Source organism: Kitasatospora sp. NPDC048365, from assembly GCF_043200835.1.
In the GTDB taxonomy this organism is placed as follows: Bacteria; Actinomycetota; Actinomycetes; order Streptomycetales; family Streptomycetaceae; genus Kitasatospora; species Kitasatospora terrestris.
Genome location: NZ_JBICYJ010000044.1, coordinates 15427 through 32388, shown reverse-complemented (window position 1 = coordinate 32388; position 16962 = coordinate 15427). Strand labels below are relative to the sequence as shown.

At 72.6% G+C, this 16962-nt stretch carries 13 protein-coding genes; 5 read left to right on the top strand and 8 right to left on the bottom strand.

Going from position 1 to position 16962, the window contains the following annotated elements:
• Nucleotides 1-253: 253 nt before the first annotated feature.
• On the bottom strand, nucleotides 254-1555 hold the full coding sequence (locus tag ACGFX4_RS33035) for a glycoside hydrolase family 18 protein (protein ID WP_393082384.1): 1302 nt from the start codon (nucleotides 1553-1555) through the stop codon (nucleotides 254-256).
• 130 nt (nucleotides 1556-1685) lie between these two features.
• The gene (gene acnA, locus ACGFX4_RS33030) at nucleotides 1686-4331 is read right to left on the bottom strand and encodes an aconitate hydratase AcnA (protein ID WP_393082381.1); all 2646 of its coding nucleotides are present in this window, start codon (nucleotides 4329-4331) and stop codon (nucleotides 1686-1688) included.
• 228 nt (nucleotides 4332-4559) lie between these two features.
• Here acnA and ACGFX4_RS33025 point away from each other — a divergent pair, with 228 nt between their 5' ends.
• The 4 genes from ACGFX4_RS33025 to ACGFX4_RS33010 all read left to right on the top strand — a co-directional run bounded on the left by ACGFX4_RS33025 (nucleotide 4560) and on the right by ACGFX4_RS33010 (nucleotide 7363).
• Entirely contained in the window at nucleotides 4560-5075 is a 516-nt protein-coding gene (locus ACGFX4_RS33025) for a SigE family RNA polymerase sigma factor (RefSeq protein WP_393082378.1), read from the top strand.
• 117 nt (nucleotides 5076-5192) lie between these two features.
• The gene (locus ACGFX4_RS33020) at nucleotides 5193-6101 is read left to right on the top strand and encodes a hypothetical protein (protein ID WP_393082375.1); all 909 of its coding nucleotides are present in this window, start codon (nucleotides 5193-5195) and stop codon (nucleotides 6099-6101) included.
• Nucleotides 6102-6283: 182 nt separating this feature from the next.
• Nucleotides 6284-6691 carry a type II toxin-antitoxin system VapC family toxin gene (locus tag ACGFX4_RS33015; protein ID WP_393082372.1) on the top strand — a complete coding sequence of 136 codons (408 nt, stop codon included), beginning with the start codon at nucleotides 6284-6286 and terminating at the stop codon, nucleotides 6689-6691.
• 144 nt (nucleotides 6692-6835) lie between these two features.
• Nucleotides 6836-7363, top strand: a complete 528-nt coding sequence (locus ACGFX4_RS33010; RefSeq protein WP_393082369.1) for a superoxide dismutase family protein — start codon at nucleotides 6836-6838, stop codon at nucleotides 7361-7363.
• Nucleotides 7364-7445: 82 nt separating this feature from the next.
• Here the strand turns inward: ACGFX4_RS33010 and argF are convergent, their stop codons facing one another.
• From argF to ACGFX4_RS32995, 3 genes are all read right to left on the bottom strand, one after another.
• Nucleotides 7446-8447 (bottom strand): ornithine carbamoyltransferase, encoded by a 1002-nt coding sequence (argF, locus tag ACGFX4_RS33005; RefSeq protein WP_393082366.1) that lies wholly within the window; start codon nucleotides 8445-8447, stop codon nucleotides 7446-7448.
• A gap of 96 nt (nucleotides 8448-8543) precedes the next feature.
• Nucleotides 8544-11114: a polynucleotide kinase-phosphatase gene (locus tag ACGFX4_RS33000; protein ID WP_393082363.1), complete on the bottom strand. Its 2571-nt coding sequence runs from the start codon at nucleotides 11112-11114 to the stop codon at nucleotides 8544-8546.
• Nucleotides 11111-12670: a 3' terminal RNA ribose 2'-O-methyltransferase Hen1 gene (locus tag ACGFX4_RS32995; protein ID WP_393082360.1), complete on the bottom strand. Its 1560-nt coding sequence runs from the start codon at nucleotides 12668-12670 to the stop codon at nucleotides 11111-11113. The genes ACGFX4_RS33000 and ACGFX4_RS32995 overlap by 4 nt, the downstream gene beginning before the upstream one ends.
• A gap of 101 nt (nucleotides 12671-12771) precedes the next feature.
• Here ACGFX4_RS32995 and dapD point away from each other — a divergent pair, with 101 nt between their 5' ends.
• Nucleotides 12772-13764, top strand: coding sequence for a 2,3,4,5-tetrahydropyridine-2,6-dicarboxylate N-succinyltransferase (gene dapD, locus ACGFX4_RS32990; RefSeq protein ID WP_345697081.1), 993 nt, complete (start codon nucleotides 12772-12774; stop codon nucleotides 13762-13764).
• 219 nt (nucleotides 13765-13983) lie between these two features.
• Here the strand turns inward: dapD and ACGFX4_RS32985 are convergent, their stop codons facing one another.
• The 3 genes from ACGFX4_RS32985 to ACGFX4_RS32975 all read right to left on the bottom strand — a co-directional run bounded on the left by ACGFX4_RS32985 (nucleotide 13984) and on the right by ACGFX4_RS32975 (nucleotide 16955).
• Nucleotides 13984-15000, bottom strand: coding sequence for a DUF6099 family protein (locus ACGFX4_RS32985; RefSeq protein ID WP_393082357.1), 1017 nt, complete (start codon nucleotides 14998-15000; stop codon nucleotides 13984-13986).
• A gap of 165 nt (nucleotides 15001-15165) precedes the next feature.
• Entirely contained in the window at nucleotides 15166-15543 is a 378-nt protein-coding gene (locus ACGFX4_RS32980) for a nucleotide pyrophosphohydrolase (protein WP_393082354.1), read from the bottom strand.
• Complete coding sequence (locus ACGFX4_RS32975) at nucleotides 15540-16955, bottom strand: AAA family ATPase (protein WP_393082351.1); 1416 nt, start codon at nucleotides 16953-16955, stop codon at nucleotides 15540-15542. Before ACGFX4_RS32975 ends, ACGFX4_RS32980 begins: the two co-directional genes overlap by 4 nt.
• Nucleotides 16956-16962: the final 7 nt, after the last annotated feature.

Here is a 16962-nt window from a genome sequence, read left to right as displayed (position 1 = left end):
CAAAGGTATAGTCCACTGTTCATCTGGCGGCAATAGTCCACCCGCCCGATCACGGTGGTGACGGTCAAAGCGTTGTCGGCGGTGCAGCATGTGCAATGCACAGGGACCCTGCATATTGCGCTCCTGCGATCACCGATGTCCGAGAAGATAGCGCGAAGCTGCGCGTTTGAACATAGAAATGCGCAGCTTCGCGCACGACGACACTCAAATCGTGATACGCGAAGCTGCGCGAGGTCCTACCCGGGCCCTGCGGCTACCGCAGGCCCTTGTCCAACGCCGTTACCAGCGAGCCCTGGCTGTCGTCGTTGTCGAGCGCCCACACCATCACGCCGCCGAGCCCCTGGCAACGGGTGTACTCGGCCTTCCTGGTGAGCAGCTCGGGGGTGTCGTACGACCAGAACTCGGTGCCGTCGTACTTCCAGGTCGCGCCGTGCGCCCGGTCGTAGTGGACGGTGCCCGGCAGGTCCTTGATCTGGTTGTACGGCAGGTTGCCGCCCCGGGCGAGGCCGGTCGCGGCCTGGTACAGGCCGAACTTGTCGCCCGCCTGCACACCGGTCCAGCCGTAGCCGTAGAACGGCACGCCCAGCACCGCCTTCTTCGGCGGCAGGCCCTTGTCCAGGTAGTGCCGGACCACCCGGTCGGCGCTGAGCCGGCCGTTGCTGGTCGCCATGTCGGCCGGGTCGGTGTAGAGGTTGGCCTGGTGGTTGGTCGGGCCCAGCGACTCCCACGGACCGTGCAGGTCGTAGGTCATCAGGTTGAGCCAGTCCACCGACTTGGCGACCTTGGGGATCTCCAACTGGTCGGCCTTGGCCTCGCCGGCCGGCACCGCGGCGGTCAGCAGGTAGTGCGGGCCCCTGCGGCCGCTCAGCGCGTCCAGCTGGCGGCGGAACTCCTGCATCAGCAGGGTGTAGTTCCGGCCGTCCTCGGGGCGCACCACGTTGCCCGCGTCACCGCCGCCGCCCGGGTACTCCCAGTCGATGTCGATGCCGTCGAACACCCCGGCGCCGGCGCCCTGGCCGCCCTCGGCGGAGCCGAGCTGCGGCAGGTTGCCCTTGAGGTAGAGGTCGATGCAGGAGGCGACGAACTTCTTCCGCGAGGCGTCGGTGGCGGCGGCGTCCGAGAAGTACTTGGACCAGCTCCACCCGCCGAGCGAGATCACCGCCTTGAGCTGCGGGTTCTTCGCCTTGAGCTTGCGCAGCTGGTTGAAGTTGCCCTTCAGCGGCTGCTCCGCGGTGTCGGCCACGCCGTCCACCGACTCCTCGGCGCCGACCGGCCGCTGGTAGTCGGCCCAGGCGTCGCCGACCCCGGCGGCGTTGGCCTCGAAGCAGGTGCCCTCGGCGGAGACGTTGCCGAAGGCGTAGTTGATGACGGTGAGCTTCCCGGCCTGCCCGGAGTCCTGCACCTTCTTGGCGGAGAAGCCGCTGTAGATGCCCCACTGGGTGAAGTAGCCGACCCGCTGGCCCTTGAGGCCCTGGTGGGCGTCCGCGGTCGCGGGAGAGGCGATCAGCGCGCCCAGGGTGGCGATCGCCAGTACTGCCGATGTGCGTCTGGTCATTCCGTGAATCTCTCCGATTCAGCGTCAATTGGTCTGGACCATGTGCTGATTGAGAGGTTTAGTCCATTCACGGGGAACGCACAAGAGGCCGGACCGCATTGCGGTCCGGCCTCTCGGTCTACTGCAGGTCTCAGCCGATCAGGCTGCGCAGCACGTACTGCAGGATGCCGCCGTTGCGGTAGTAGTCCGCCTCACCGGGGGTGTCGATGCGCACGACCGCGTCGAAGGAGACGTCGCCCGCGGTGACCTTGACGGTCTTCGGGGTGCGACCCTCGTTCAGCTCGGTGACGCCCTCGAAGGAGAAGGTCTCCTCGCCGGTCAGGCCCAGCGAGTCGGCGGTCTGGCCGGCCGGGAACTGCAGCGGCAGGACGCCCATGCCGATCAGGTTCGAGCGGTGGATGCGCTCGTAGGACTCGGCGATGACGGCCTTGACGCCGAGCAGCGCGGTGCCCTTGGCCGCCCAGTCGCGGGACGAGCCGGAGCCGTACTCCTTGCCCGCCAGGACGACCAGCGGGGTGCCGGCGGCCTGGTAGTTCTGCGAGGCGTCGTAGATGAACGACACCGGGCCGTCGGCCTGGGTGAAGTCGCGGGTGTAGCCGCCCTCGGTGCCCGGCGCGATCTGGTTGCGCAGGCGGATGTTGGCGAAGGTGCCGCGGATCATCACCTCGTGGTTGCCACGACGCGAACCGTAGGAGTTGAAGTCGCGCTTCTCCACACCGTTCTCGGTGAGGTACTGCGCGGCCGGGGTGCCCGGCTTGATGTTGCCGGCCGGGGAGATGTGGTCGGTGGTGACCGAGTCGCCCAGCTTGGCCAGGACGCGGGCACCGGCGATGTCGGTCACCGGGCTCGGGGTCTTGGCCATGCCCTCGAAGTACGGGGGCTTGCGGACGTAGGTGGACTCGGCGTCCCACTCGAAGGTGTTGCCGGTCGGGACCGGGAGCGACTGCCAGCGGTGGTCGCCGGCGAAGACGTCCTGGTAGCCCTTGTCGAACATGTCCTGGTCGATGGAGCCGGCGACGGTGTCGGCGACCTCCTGCTCGGACGGCCAGATGTCGGCGAGGAAGACGTCGTTGCCGTCCGCGTCCTTGCCCAGGGCGTCACGGGTGATGTCGACGTTCATGTTGCCGGCGAGGGCGTAGGCGACCACCAGCGGCGGGGAGGCCAGGTAGTTCATCTTGACGTCGGGGTTGATCCGGCCCTCGAAGTTGCGGTTGCCGGAGAGCACCGAGACGACCGCCAGGTCGGCCTCGTTCACCGCGGCCGAGACCTCCTCGGGCAGCGGGCCCGAGTTGCCGATGCAGGTGACGCAGCCGTAGCCGACCAGGTTGAAGCCCAGCTTCTCCATGTACGGGAGCAGGCCGGCCTTCTCGTAGTAGTCCATGACGACCTTGGAGCCGGGCGCCAGGGTGGTCTTGACCCACGGCTTGACCGTGAGGCCCTTCTCCACGGCCTTCTTCGCCAGCAGGGCGGCGCCCAGCATGACGGAGGGGTTGGAGGTGTTGGTGCAGGAGGTGATCGAGGCGATCACGACCGCGCCGTTGTCGATCTCGTAGGACGAGCCGTCGGGGGCGGTGACGGCGGTCGGCTTCGAGGCCTCGGCGGAGTAGGTCGGCAGCGCCTCGGCGAACTTCGCGGCGGCCTCGGCCAGGACCACGCGGTCCTGCGGGCGCTTCGGGCCGGAGATCGACGGGACGACGGTGGAGACGTCCAGCTCCAGGTACTCGGAGTAGACCGGCTCGACCGACGGGTCGTGCCAGAGGCCCTGCTCCTTGGCGTACGCCTCGACCAGGGCGAGCTGCTGCTCGTCACGGCCGGTGAGCTTGAGGTAGTTGATGGTCTCGGCGTCGATCGGGAAGATCGCACAGGTCGAGCCGAACTCCGGCGACATGTTGCCGATGGTGGCGCGGTTCGCCAGCGGGATGGCGGAGACGCCCTCGCCGTAGAACTCGACGAACTTGCCGACCACACCGTGCTTGCGCAGCATCTCGGTGATGGTGAGCACCAGGTCGGTGGCGGTGGTGCCGGCCGGGAGCTGGCCGTTGAGCTTGAAGCCCACCACGCGCGGGATCAGCATGGAGACCGGCTGGCCGAGCATCGCGGCCTCGGCCTCGATGCCGCCGACGCCCCAGCCCAGCACGCCCAGGCCGTTGACCATGGTGGTGTGCGAGTCGGTGCCGACGCAGGTGTCGGGGTACGCCTGGCCGTTGCGGACCATGACCGTGCGCGCCAGGTGCTCGATGTTGACCTGGTGGACGATGCCGGTGCCCGGCGGGACGACCTTGAACTCGTCGAACGCGGTCTGGCCCCAGCGCAGGAACTGGTAGCGCTCCTTGTTGCGGCCGTACTCGATCTCGACGTTCTGGACGAAGGCGTCCGGAGTGCCGAACTTGTCGGCGATGACCGAGTGGTCGATGACCAGCTCGGCCGGGGCCAGCGGGTTGATCTTCGCCGGGTCGCCGCCCAGCTCCTTCACGGCCTCACGCATGGTGGCGAGGTCGACCACGCACGGCACGCCGGTGAAGTCCTGCATGATCACACGGGCCGGGGTGAACTGGATCTCCTCCGACGGCTCCGCCGTCGCGTCCCAGTTGCCCAGGGCGCGGATGTGGTCGGCGGTGATGTTGGCGCCGTCCTCGGTGCGCAGCAGGTTCTCCAGCAGGACCTTGAGGCTGTACGGCAGCCGCTCGGAACCCTCGACGGCGGAGAGCTTGAAGATCTCGTACGACTCGTCGCCCACCTGCAGCGGGCTGCGGGCGTCGAAGCTGTTCGCGGACACGACTGACTCCTTCTAGGTCCACCCGGTGGTAAGGTAAGCCTTAGCTAATCTGCTTCCGCCGGCCTATATCTTGACGTCAAGATAAATCGTAGCGACTAGTTATCTCGATGTCGAGATAAACCATAGTGCATGGCTGCGTCCAAACTTCACCCCCGCATGCCGTAACGCAACCGCGCGTCTCGGGCGTCTACCTGCCGGACACGGGCACGGCGGAGGGGACGACCGGCGATGAGGAACGAACGGCAGGCTCAGAACCTGCGGGAGTTCGAGGAGTTCGCGCACAGCAGGGGCACCGCACTGTTCCGCACCGCACTCCTGCTGTGCGGCGACTGGCATCTGGCCGAAGACCTCACCCAGGCGACCCTCGCCAAGGTCTACGCCTCCTGGAACCGGGTCCGGAGCGCCGACAGCCCGGAGGCCTACGCCCGCCGGATCCTGCTGCGCAGCCACCTCTCGCACCGCCGGCTGCGGCGCTCCACCGAGCGGCCCGCCCTGGAGCAGCTGCCGGAGCAGGTCTCCACCGAGCAGGACCCCGCCCTGCGGTTGACCCTGCTGCAGGCGCTCGGCAGGCTGCCGCCCCGCGACCGGGCCGTGCTGGTGCTGCGCTACTGGGAGGACCGCAGCGTCGAGGAGACCGCCGCCGAACTCGGCCTCACCACCGGCGTGGTGCGCACCCGCAGCCTCCGCGCCCTGACCCGGCTGCGCGCCCTGCTCGGCGACCAGCTGGCGGGACTGGCCGCGTAGCCGGCCATGGACGCCGACGGCACGGCCGAGGACGCGACCGTACGACCGCGCGCCCGGGCCGCACAGGACGGCCCCGCACGACCGCACAGACACACAGACCCGGAGGGGAGAACGGACATGCACGATTCCGAGCAGGTCGGACGCGAGGTGAGCGCGGTCTTCGAGCAGGCCGTCGGCGACGCGGAGCCCCCGCTGACCCGGCTGGTCGCCGGCGCAACCTCGGACGGGAGGAGGATCCGGCGGAGCCGGCGGATCCGCGTGGCGGGCGCCGCCGCGGCCGTGGCCGTGCTCGCGGCGGGGGGCCCACTGCTACTGGCCCACTCCGGTGCGACGGCCGGGCAGACATCCGCGGCCGCCTCCGGCCCGGCCGTGACGGCGGGCCCGAGCGGGACGGCAGGCCCGAGCGGGACGACGGCGACGGCGCCCTCGGGCGAGGCCTCCCCCACCGCAGCAACTGTGCCGCTGACCGGTGCGGCGGCGGTGCGGACCCTGGTCTCCCTGATCCCGTCCGGCTCACCGATCGGGCAGTACAGCGGACGGGACGGTCTGCCGGCCGGCGGGCGCGACTCGGACGTGCGCGGGCGGGTCGTCTACGACGCCGGACACGGGAGCGCGGCGATCCAGGTGTCGGTCGAACCGCACTTCGTGCCGGACCCCAAGGACGGCCACGGCGACCTCTTCTCCTGCGCATCGCGCGGCGCCCAGAAGAGCTGCCACGTCGCCGACCTGCCGGACGGCGGCAAGCTGCTGACCTGGGAGGGCCTGGTCTTCGACGAGGTGCAGCGCGGCGCCGACCTCCTGCGGGCCGACGGCGTCCGGGTAGCCGTCTCCACCGGCAGCCTGATGGACGCCAAGCACGAGCAGGTGATCCGGCAGGAACCGCCGCTCACGCTGGACCAGTTGGAGAACATGGCGCTCAGCCCGGCCTGGCACGCCCGGATCGGCGCCCAGGAGGCGGCCGAAGCCGCCGCCCAGGTCACGCCCTATCAGGACCAGCGCTCCGCATCGGCGACGCCCAAGCCCTGACGGCCGGGAGCGACACCGCCGCGGGCCGGGGCGACACCGCCGCGGGCCGGGACGGCACCGCCGCGGGCCGGGACGACACCGCCGCGGGCCGGGGCGGCACCGCCGCAGGCCCGGCCGTTCCCCGTCGGACCGGCGGGGCTACGGTGTGCGGGACCGACCGTGCCGCTCTGGGGGAATGTTCCGTGATCGTCGTCGATGCATCCGCGCTGGTCCTGGCCCTCTCCGACGAGGGCGAGCGGGGTGCGGCGGCCCGCGCCGAGCTGACGGCCGACCGGGACTGGGCGGCCCCGGAGCACGTGGTGATCGAGGTGATGCAGTCGCTGCGCGGGCTGTACCTGGCCAAGGAGCTGACGGCGGCCCGAGTGGCCGAGCTCGTGGCGGAGCTCCCGGGCCTGACGATCCGCAAGATCGAGGTCGCACCGCTGCTCGGCCGGATCTGGGAGCTCAAGGACAACCTGACCCCCGACGACGCGGCGTACGTCGCGGTCGCGGAGTCGCTGGGCGCCCCGCTGGTCACCGCCGACCTGCGGCTGATGCGGGCCAGCGGGCCCCGCTGCGAGATCCGCGGCATCACCCGGGCGTCCGGCTGAGACCCCTCGGACGGGCCTCGGGCCGGCCCGTGCCTCTCTTTCGGGTGACTTCCCGGCATTGCGCGGGGTCGGGGCGCGGCGGCCGCGCCACGGTGGGCGGTGTCCGCCGGGTGTCCGCCGCCCGGCCCGTCGGAAGGCCCCGTGATGCCCGTCCCGTCCGCCGCGTTCCTGCTTCCCCTCGCGCTGGCGCCGGTCCTGGCGCCGACCACCGTGGTGGACGCCCGCTTCGACCGGGCGGACGGCTTCGTCCCGGCCCGGGCGATCACCCACGCGCCGGACCTGGTCCCGTACGGGGCGCCGGTCCGGGTGACGGTGACCCGGGCGCCGGGCGGGACGACCGTCGCGCTGGAGGTCTCCGGGCTGGCGCCGGACCACGAGTTCCCGGCGCACGTCCACACCGGGCACTGCGGCGCCGACCCGGCCGCCTCCGGACCGCACTACCAGGACGCCACCGACCCGGTGCAGCCCTCCACCGACCCGGCGTACGCCAACGCCGGCAACGAGCTGCGGCTCACCCTGCGCACCGACGCCGAGGGCGCCGGCCGTGCCGAGTCCACGGTCGGCTGGCGGTTCCGGCCGGACGAGGCGCACTCCCTGGTGCTGCACGCGGGCGGCCCGGCCGGCCCGCACCGGGCGGGCGACCGGGCCGCCTGCGTCGACGTGGACTTCTGACCGCTCGTCCGACCGCTCGCCCGACCCCTCGTCGGGCGTGAACCGCCCCGGAGCCGGGTCGGGAGCCGGGTCAGGATCCCGGTCAGGAACCGAGGGTCGCGACCAGCACCGCCTTGATGGTGTGCAGGCGGTTCTCGGCCTGGTCGAAGACGACCGAGTGCGCCGACTCGAACAGCTCGTCGGTGCACTCCAGCTCGGACATGCCGGTCAGCTCGAACATCTGCCGCCCGATCTCCGTCCCGAGGTCGTGGTACGCCGGGAGGCAGTGCAGGAACTTGACCGCCGGGTTGCCGGTGGCGCGGACCGTGTCCATCGAGACCTGGTACGGCTTGAGCAGGGCGATCCGCTCGGCCCAGACCTCCTTGGGCTCGCCCATCGAGACCCAGACGTCGGTGTAGAGGAAGTCGGCCCCGGCGACACCGGCCGCGATGTCCTCGGTGAGCGTCACCCGGGCACCGCTGGTGGCGGCCAGCTCGCGGGCGGCCTTCTGGACGTCCTCGGCGGGCCACAGCTCGGCCGGCGCGACGATCCGGATGTCCATGCCGAGCAGGGCGCCGGTGACCAGCAGCGAGTTGCCCATGTTGGAGCGGGCGTCACCGAGGTAGACCAGGGTGGTCTCGGCCAGCGGCTTGGCGGAGTGCTCCTGGACGGTCAGGACGTCGGCCAGCATCTGGGTGGGGTGCCACTCGTCGGTCAGGCCGTTCCACACCGGCACGCCCGCGTGCTGCGCCAGCTCCTCCACGATCTCCTGGCCGTCACCCCGGTACTGGATGCCGTCGAACATCCGCCCGAGCACCCGCGCGGTGTCCTTGATCGACTCCTTGTGGCCCATCTGCGAGCCGGCCGGGTCGAGGTAGGTGGTGGTGGCGCCCTGGTCGTGCGCCGCGACCTCGAACGCGCAGCGGGTGCGCGTCGAGGTCTTGGCGAAGATCAGCGCGATGTTCTTGCCGCGCAGGCGCGGCTGCTCGGTGCCCGCATACTTCGCGGCCTTGAGCTGGGCGGAGAGCTCGACCAGGTGGCGGAACTCCTGGGGAGTGAAATCGAGCTCCTTGAGGAAGTGCCTGTTCCGGAGGTTGAACGCCATGCCGGTCTCCTGGTCGAATCCGTGGACTGAGACAGGAAGTGTATACATAGAGCGGCATGTCTATGCATGCACTTCCCGTCACTCGGTCCCTCCGTCTCAGAGCCTGGGATCAACCGGCTCCGACTCCAGCGCGAGCACCGCGAACACCGGCTCGTGCACCCGCCACAGCGGCTCGTTCCCGGCCAGCCGGTCCAGCGCCTCCAGGCCGAGCGCGTACTCGCGCAGCGCGAGCGAGCGCTTGTGGCCGAGGAACCGCTGGCGCAGCTGGTCCAGGTACTGCGTGTAGTCGGGGCCGTAGATGATCCGCAGGTACTCCCGCCCGCGCACCTTCACCCCGGGCTGGATCACCTGGCCGTTCTGCCCGCGGGCCAGCGAGGCCAGCGGCTTGACCACCATGCCCTCGCCGCCGGCCGCGGTCAGCTCCTCCCACCAGGCGATGCCGGCCGCGACCGAGGCCTCGTCCTCGGTGTCGACCAGCAGCCGCCCGGTGTGCCGCAGGATCGGCGCGGCCGGGTCGTCGGCGGCGACCATCCGGTCGATCCAGGCGAGGTGCCGGTCGTGCGGCTGGACGGCCAGGTTGGCACCCTCCGCGGCGAGAACCTGGAAGGGCGCGAGCCGGATCCCGGACAGGCCCTCGGTGGGCCAGCAGTACCGGCGGTACGCCTCGGTGAAGGCCTCCGCGTCGGCGGCGCGCTGCCGCTGGCGGGCGGTCAGCTCGGCCACGTCCAGGCCGCGCCCGCCGGCCTGCTCCAGGGCGGCGAGCACCTCGGGCAGGGCGGCACCGGCGGCCGCGCCGACCGCCGCGTACTGGCGGCGCAGCAGCTCGGCGGCCTTCAGCGACCACGGCATCAGCTCGGCGTCCAGCAGCAGCCAGCCGGTGGCCAGTTCCTCGAACAGACCGGCCCGCTCGGCGGCGGCACGGACCCGGTCGAGGACGGCGGCGGTCAGCTCCTCGTCGTTGAGGAAGGCACGCCCGGTCCTGGTCCAGATCGCGCCGGGACCGCTCAGGCCGAACCGTTTGTCGAGCGCGCTGCCGTCCCGGGCGACCAGCACGACCGCCCGCGAACCCATGTGCTTCTCCTCGCAGACCACCTGCCGGACGCCGTCGTGCCGGTAGGCGTGGAAGGCCTCCTCGGGGTGCTCCAGGTAGCCGTCCCGCCGGGAGGTGGCGGACGGCGCCATGGTCGGCGGCAGGTACGCGAGCAGCCGCGGGTCGAGCGCGAAGCGGCTCATCACCTCCAGTGCGGCGGCCGCGTTCTCCTCCCGGATCGAGACCCGGCCGTGGTGGGCGGTCTCCACGATCCGCCGGCCGGCCACGTCGCCCAGGTCGAGCGGCCGGCCCTCCCGGGCGCCCGGGGCGTCGGTGTGCATCGGGCGCACCGGCGCGTACCACTCGCGCTCGGCCGGGACGGAGACGACCTCCCGCTCGGGGTAGCGCAGCGCGGTCATGCTGCCGCCGAAGACGCAGCCGGTGTCCAGGCAGATGGTGTTGTTGACGAAGCTGGCGGTCGGCACCGGGGTGTGGCCGTAGACGACCAGGGCCTTGCCCCGGTACTCCTCCGCCCACGGGTAGCGGACCGGCAGGCCGTACTCGTCGGTCTCACCGGTGGTGTCGCCGTACAGCGCGTGCGAGCGGACCCGGCCGGAGTTGCGGCCGTGGTACTTCTCCGGCAGACCGGCGTGGCAGACCACCAGCGCGCCGCCGTCCAGCAGGTAGTGGCTGACCAGGCCGCGCATGAACTCGCGGACCCGGGCGCGGAACTCCTCCGGCTCGGCGGCCAGCTGGTCGATCGACTCCTGCAGGCCGTACGCGACGGTGACCTTGCGGCCGTCCATCCAGCGGCCGAGCTTGTTCTCGTGGTTTCCGGGGACGCAGATCGCGTGGCCGGCCTCGACCATGCCCATCACCAGGCGCAGCACGCCCGGCGTGTCCGGGCCGCGGTCGACCAGGTCGCCGACGAACACGGCCGTCCGGCCCTCGGGGTGCACGGCGTCGACCGGGCGGCCCTCGGCGTCCCGGGTGAGCGTCCAGCCGAGCCGGACGAGCAGGGTCTCCAGCTCGGCGCGGCAGCCGTGGATGTCACCGACGATGTCGAACGGGCCGGTCAGGTGGCGCAGGTCGTTGTACCGCTTCTCCGGCACGATCTCGGCGGACTCCACCGCGGCGACGCCGTGCAGCACGTGCACCTTGCGGAAGCCCTCGCGCTCCAGGCCGCGCAGCGAGCGGCGCAGCTCGCGCTGCTGACGCGGGATGACGTGCTTGGGCAGCTGCCGGTCGGGGCGGGTGCGGTTGCGCTCGGCGCAGACCTCGGCGGGCACGTCGAGCACGATCGCGATCGGCAGCACGTGGTGCTCCCGGGCCAGGGCGATCAGCTGCTTGCGGGCCTCCGGCTGGACGTTGGTGGCGTCCACGACGGTGAGCCGGCCGGCGGCCAGCCGCTTGCCGACGATGTAGTGCAGCACGTCGAAGGCGTCGGCGGAGGCCGACTGGTCGTTCTCGTCGTCGGCGACCAGGCCGCGGCAGAAGTCGGAGGAGACCACCTCGGTCGGCTTGAAGTGCCGTCGGGCGAAGGTCGACTTGCCGGAGCCGCTGGTGCCGATCAGCACGACCAGGGAGAGGTCGGTGACGGGGAGCCGACGGGCGGTGGGCTGTGCGTCGGTGGTCATCGGGTCGCGCTCCCTTCCGAGGCGGGGATGTCGAGGCGGAACAGGGCCAGCTGGGTCGGGGCGCCGACCTCGGCGTCGTGCGGTCCGACCGGGCGGACAGTGACGGTGTACCCGTACTTTCCGGCGACCTGCTCCGCCCAACCGGTGAACTCGGCCCGGGTCCACTCGAAGCGGTGGTCCGAGTGGCGGACGTGCCCGGCCGGGAGGGTCTCCCAGCGGACGTTGTACTCGACGTTCGGGGTGGTGACCACGACCGCCGTCGGCCGCGCGGAGCCGAACACAGCGAACTCCAGGGCCGGCAGCCGGGGCAGGTCGAGGTGCTCGATCACCTCGGACAGCACGGCGGCGTCGTAGCCCTTGAGCCGGGCGTCGGTGTAGGTGAGCGCGCCCTGAACCAGCCGGACCCGGGACGCCTGACGCTCCGACATCCGGTCCAGCCGCAGCTTGCGGGCGGCGGCGGACAGCGCCCGGGAGGACACGTCCAGCCCCAGCACCTCGGTCACCCGGGCGTCCTTCAGCAGGGCGCCGACCAGCTCGCCCTGGCCGCAGCCCAGGTCGAGCACCCGGGCCGCCCCGGTCTCGGCGAGCGCGGCCAGGATCGCCTCCCGCCGCTGCACCGCCAGCGGCTGCGGCTTCTCCGCCGCCGCTGTCGCTGTCTCGGCCTGGACCGACTCGACCGCCTGGACCGTCTCGACTGCCGAAGCCGTCTCCGTCTCCGTCTCCGTCTCCGGGACGTCGTCGACCGCGTTGTCCAGCTCCTCGGCCTCCCGGTCGTCGCTCTCGGCGAGCCGGGCCAGCGCCAGCCGCTCCATCGCCAGCCGGGTCAGCGACCAACGGCGGGACAGGTAGCGCCGAGTGATCAGGTCGAGCTCCGGGTGGTCCGCGAGCCAGCCCTGGCCGGCCGCGAGCAGCTTGTCCACCTCGTCCGGCGCGACCCAGTAGTGCTTGGCGCCGTCCAGCACCGGAAGCAGCACGTACAGCTGCTGCAGCGCGTCGGCGAGCCGCAGGGTGCCGGTGAGCGACACCTTCGCGTAGCGGGAGTCGCCCCACGCCGGGAAGGCGGTGTCCAACGGGACCGCGACGGCGTCGACGCTCCAGCCGAGCGGCTCGAAGAGCCGGCCGACCATGGCGGTGGCGCCGCCCTCCGCCCCGCCGACCGGTACTGCGGGCAGCTCGATCCGCAGCGGCAGCGGCTGCTCGGCCAGGCCCGGCCGCTGCTCGCAGACGCCCTTCATCGCCGACCGGTAGACCGTCCGCAGCGCCACCGCGAGCAGCGAGGACGCGGCGTACGGCCGGTCGTTGACGTACTGGGCGAGCGCGAGGTCGGGCGAGCCGCCGCGGCCCTTGCCCCGGCCTTGGCGGACCAGCGCCAGCGGGTCGACCTCCAGCAGGAGGGCGGCCGTGCAGGCGGTGTCGGTGGCCTCGGGATAGAAGACGTGCGCGACGCCGTGTGCGGTGGAGAACCGCTGCACCTTGGCGGGGTGCTTGTGCAGCAGGAATCCCAGGTCGGTGGCAGGCCGCTCGGCCGTGCCCGTGGTGGAGATCGAAATGAACACCCGTCCGAGTATTGCCCAGTCCAACGCCTCTGAGCACCGGCTTTTGTCCGCACGGTGAGCGCGTTGGTCACCCACTGCCGTGATTGGTTAACGTGCAGGATGTGACTGCTGAATCCTCCTCCACCCTCGCGAGCGGCGCTGTCGCCGCCGGTCTGGCGACCATCGCCGCCGACGGCACCGTCCTCGACACCTGGTTCCCCGCCCCCGAGCTCGCCGCGGCCCCCGGCCCGGCCGGCACCGTCCGGCTGAGCGCCGAGGAGGCCGAGCAGGCCCTCGGCGCCGGCGCCGCCGAGGCGCTGCGCCCCGACGCCCGCCGCGGCGTCGAGGTGGTCGCCGTGCGCACCGTGATCTCCTCGCTGGACGAGAAGCCGCTGGACGCGCACGACGCCTACCTGCGCCTGCACCTGCTCTCGCACCGCCTGGTGAAGCCGCACGGCCAGAACCTGGACGGCATCTTCGGCCTGCTCGCCAACGTCGCCTGGACCTCCATCGGCCCGGTGCCGGTGGCGGGCGTCGAGCAGGCCCGGCTCGCGGTGCGTGCGCAGGGCGGCCAGCTCGCCGTGTACGGCATCGACAAGTTCCCGCGGATGACCGACTACGTCGCCCCGACCGGCGTGCGGATCGCCCACGCGGACCGGGTGCGCCTGGGTGCGCACCTGGCCGAGGGCACCACCGTGATGCACGAGGGCTTCGTCAACTTCAACGCCGGCACCCTCGGCACCTCGATGGTCGAGGGCCGGATCAGCGCGGGCGTCGTGGTCGGCGACCACAGCGACATCGGCGGCGGCGCCTCGATCATGGGCACCCTGTCGGGCGGCGGCAAGCAGGTCGTCTCGGTCGGCGAGCGCTGCCTGCTCGGCGCCAACGCGGGCATCGGCATCTCGCTCGGCAGCGACTGCGTGGTGGAGGCCGGCCTGTACGTCACCGCCGGCACCCGGGTCACCACCCCGGACGGCAAGGTCGCCAAGGCCGTCGAGCTGTCCGGCCAGGACAACCTGCTGTTCCGCCGCAACTCGCAGAGCGGCGCGGTCGAGGTGATCGCCCGCTCCGGCTCGTGGGGCGGTCTGAACGCGGATCTGCACGCGCACAACTGACCTCCGGTCATCTGGTCCCCCGGGCCCCGGCGCCGTCCTCCGACGGCGCCGGGGCCCTGTGCTGTTCCGGACGGCGGCCCTAGCCGAGCCCGGCCGACTCCGGCAAACCGCCCTCACCCGTGCGGCTGACGGAACACGGGGGTTGGCCCTCAACGGGTGGTCCCCGGTGACCGGTCGGCCCGGGACCTCGTTGGACCGGCGGCGCCGACACCCGTCGCCTCACGTCGCACCACCGAGCTGAAGGGGCCCCCTGATGTCCGAGCCCTGGACCGAGCCGCCCACCACCGCCGGCACCCCCGCAGGCAGCCCCACCGGGGCGCCGACCCCGCCGACGAGCCTGCTGGAGCAGATGCAGGAGCTGCTCGCCTCGATCAACACCGACCTGGCGGGGCTCGACTCCGACCTGCGCTCCTCCGCGGCGCGCACCGGCGACCGCAGCGGATCCGGCGAGCACACCTCCCGGGCCTGAGCCGGGACCAGATCCGGAACCAGATCCGGGGCCCGATCGCCGGCGTCCCCGACCGGCGGGCCCAGCGGGACGACCAGCGTCGCCCGCTCCGCCCGCCGGGCCGAACCACCGCTGACACCACCGGCGCCGCAGCACCCTCCGCAGCCGGCGCCACCGTCGCCGTCCCCACCACCGCAGCACCCTGCGCCGCCGCGGCCCTCGCCGTCGGCCGGCGGCCCCCCGGGCGGACCGGCGGCCCGACCGTCCGCCCCCGCGCCCTCGTCCTCGTCCTCGTCCGGCGGTTCGACGCCCGCCGCCCGGCGCACCGCCCGCAGCAGCTCGGCGACCAGGTCCTTGCACTCCCCGGTGGCGTCCACCCCGTCGATGCAGCACCAGTACAGGCTCTCCGTGTCGGCCCCGCAGGCGAGCACCACCAGCGTCTCGGACGCCTCGTTCAGCAGCACCGCCAGCTCGGCCAGGACGGGCTCCAGCTCGCCCAGCTCACCGAGCCGTTCGACCCGCCCGCCCCCGGACCAGTCCCCGCCGAGCCCGTCCGGGTCGGCCTCCGGCGGCTGGTCCAGGCAGCTCGCCGCGTGCCCGCCGGCGTCGCACAGCAGCTGCCCGAGCGTGCCGTACTCCTCGCCGTCGCCGCCCTCCCGTTCGGCGATCCGGGCGCCGAGCGCCTCGGTCAGCAGGCCGGTCTGCCACGCCTCGTGCAGCGCGTCCGGCACCGACCGGGCCTCGGCCAGCGCGTGCCGGGCGGTCTTGATCAGTCGCAGCGCGTCCATGTCCGCCGCTCCCCTCGTCCACAAGGCCGCCGTCACCGGCGGCGGGTCTGGACGCACAGCGTGCCGACCCGCCGGACGCCCGCCCAGCACCCGCCGGAAAGCTGTGGAGAAACCGCGCCTGTGGAAAACCGGTGTCCCTCGCCGGAGGGAATTCCGGTGGATCTCTCACTCCACCGGGAACCGCACCTCGTTGCGTTCGATCTTGGCCGCCAGCGCCGCCAGCGGGTCCACATCCAGCACCGAGCAGAACTGCAGCAGGTACGCCAGGACGTCCGCGACCTCGTCCCGGACCCGGTGCGCCCGGTCGGGATCGTCCATCACCGCGGCGGCCTGCTCGGGTGTCAGCCACTGGAAGATCTCCAGCAGTTCGCCGGCCTCCACGCTGAGCGCCGCCGCCAGGTTCTTCGGGGTGTGGAAGGGCTGCCAGTTCCGGGCCGCCGCGAACTCGCCGAGCCGCAGCCGCAGCCCCTCCAGCGTCGGTCCGGCCGCACCGGCGGCTCCGGCGGCTCCGGCGGCTCCGGCAGAAGAGTGATCCTCGGTCATTCCCCTGGTCTACCGCATCCGTGCGCCCCGGCCTGCACCGGAACCCGGTTCTCCTCGGGCCGCAGCAGCACGCTGTGCCCGCTGGCCGGGTCGCGCCGGCACTCGATCAGCCGCACCTCGGGCAGGTCGAGCGCGGCTGCGGGGTCCTGGAGCGCCCCGAGCAGCCGGACGTCTTCCTTGGCGCACACCTCCCGGGCCACCCGCAGCAGCGAGGCGGTCTGCTCCAGCGACAGCCCGGCACCGAGGTCCTCGGCCAGCACGGTCAGCTGCCGGTGCGCGCTCGGTACCTCGGCCGCCGGGTCGACGTCCAGCACCCCGGCGCCGGTGAGCAGCACCGCGGCGAACGCGAGCAGCCGCAGCATCCCGTCGGACGCCTGGTCGGCGCCGGTACGGCCGAGCACGCCCTCGTCGAAGACGGCCAGCAGCCGCTCCTGGCCGCCGGTGCCGCGCCGGGCCACGTCCAGGCCGAGCAGCGGGTGCGGCGCCGCCGCCTGGACGGCGCGCAGCAGCCGGGCGTAGCGGCGGTTGCACTCCGACTTGAGCCTGGCGAGCACGGCCGAGATGTTGGCGGCGGTGCCCAGCAGCCGTGCCTGCGGGTCGGGGCGCGCCCAGCCGCGCATCGCCGCCGGGACGGGGTGCAGCGGGAAGACCTCGCGCAGCGCGGTGAGCAGCTGCTCGGCGGCGGCCAGCACCCGGCGCTCGCCGGGCGAGGAGCCGGCCACCCGCAGCGGCAGCTGAGCGGTGATCAGGGTGGCGCTGGGCAGCGGGGCGCGGATGTCGCCCTGCCGGCTGTCGTTGCGCCAGGTGACGTTGACCCGGCCGCGGGTGACGTCCTGTTCGCCGGTCTCCATCAGGGTCTCGCCGTCGAGGGTCAGCCACTCGCGGGCGATCCGGACCCGCCCGTCGGTGCGGACCACCACCTCCAGCCGGATCGGCCCGGCCGCGGAGCGCACCGTGCAGCCCAGGATGATCGCGTTGCGGCCGTGCGGCACGCAGCCCGCCAGCCCGCCCCGGACCGGCGCGGCGAGCGGCCCGGACAGCCCGCCGAAGCCGTCCAGCGATGGCTGGATCTCCTCGCCGATGGCGAGCCGGGAGAGGACGCTCAGCGCGTCCAGCGCGTTGGACTTGCCGGCGCCCGAGGGGCCGTGGAGCACGGTGAGCGGTGACAGCGGCAGGGTGGTGCGGCGGTACGACTTGAACGAGGTGAGCCGGAGCTCCTCCACGGTCGGCCGCTGGATCGGGCGTTCCGGCGCCGCACGGTCCGTCCCGCCGCGCTCCCGGTCGGCACCGCCCGGGCCGGCACCGCCCGGGCCGGCCCTACCCAGGTCAGGACCGCCCAGGTCAGGACGGTCGTGCCGGGTGCGGTCGGGGTGGGTACGGTCGGGCGCCGCAGGCGCTGCTTCGCTGGTCACCAGAGGA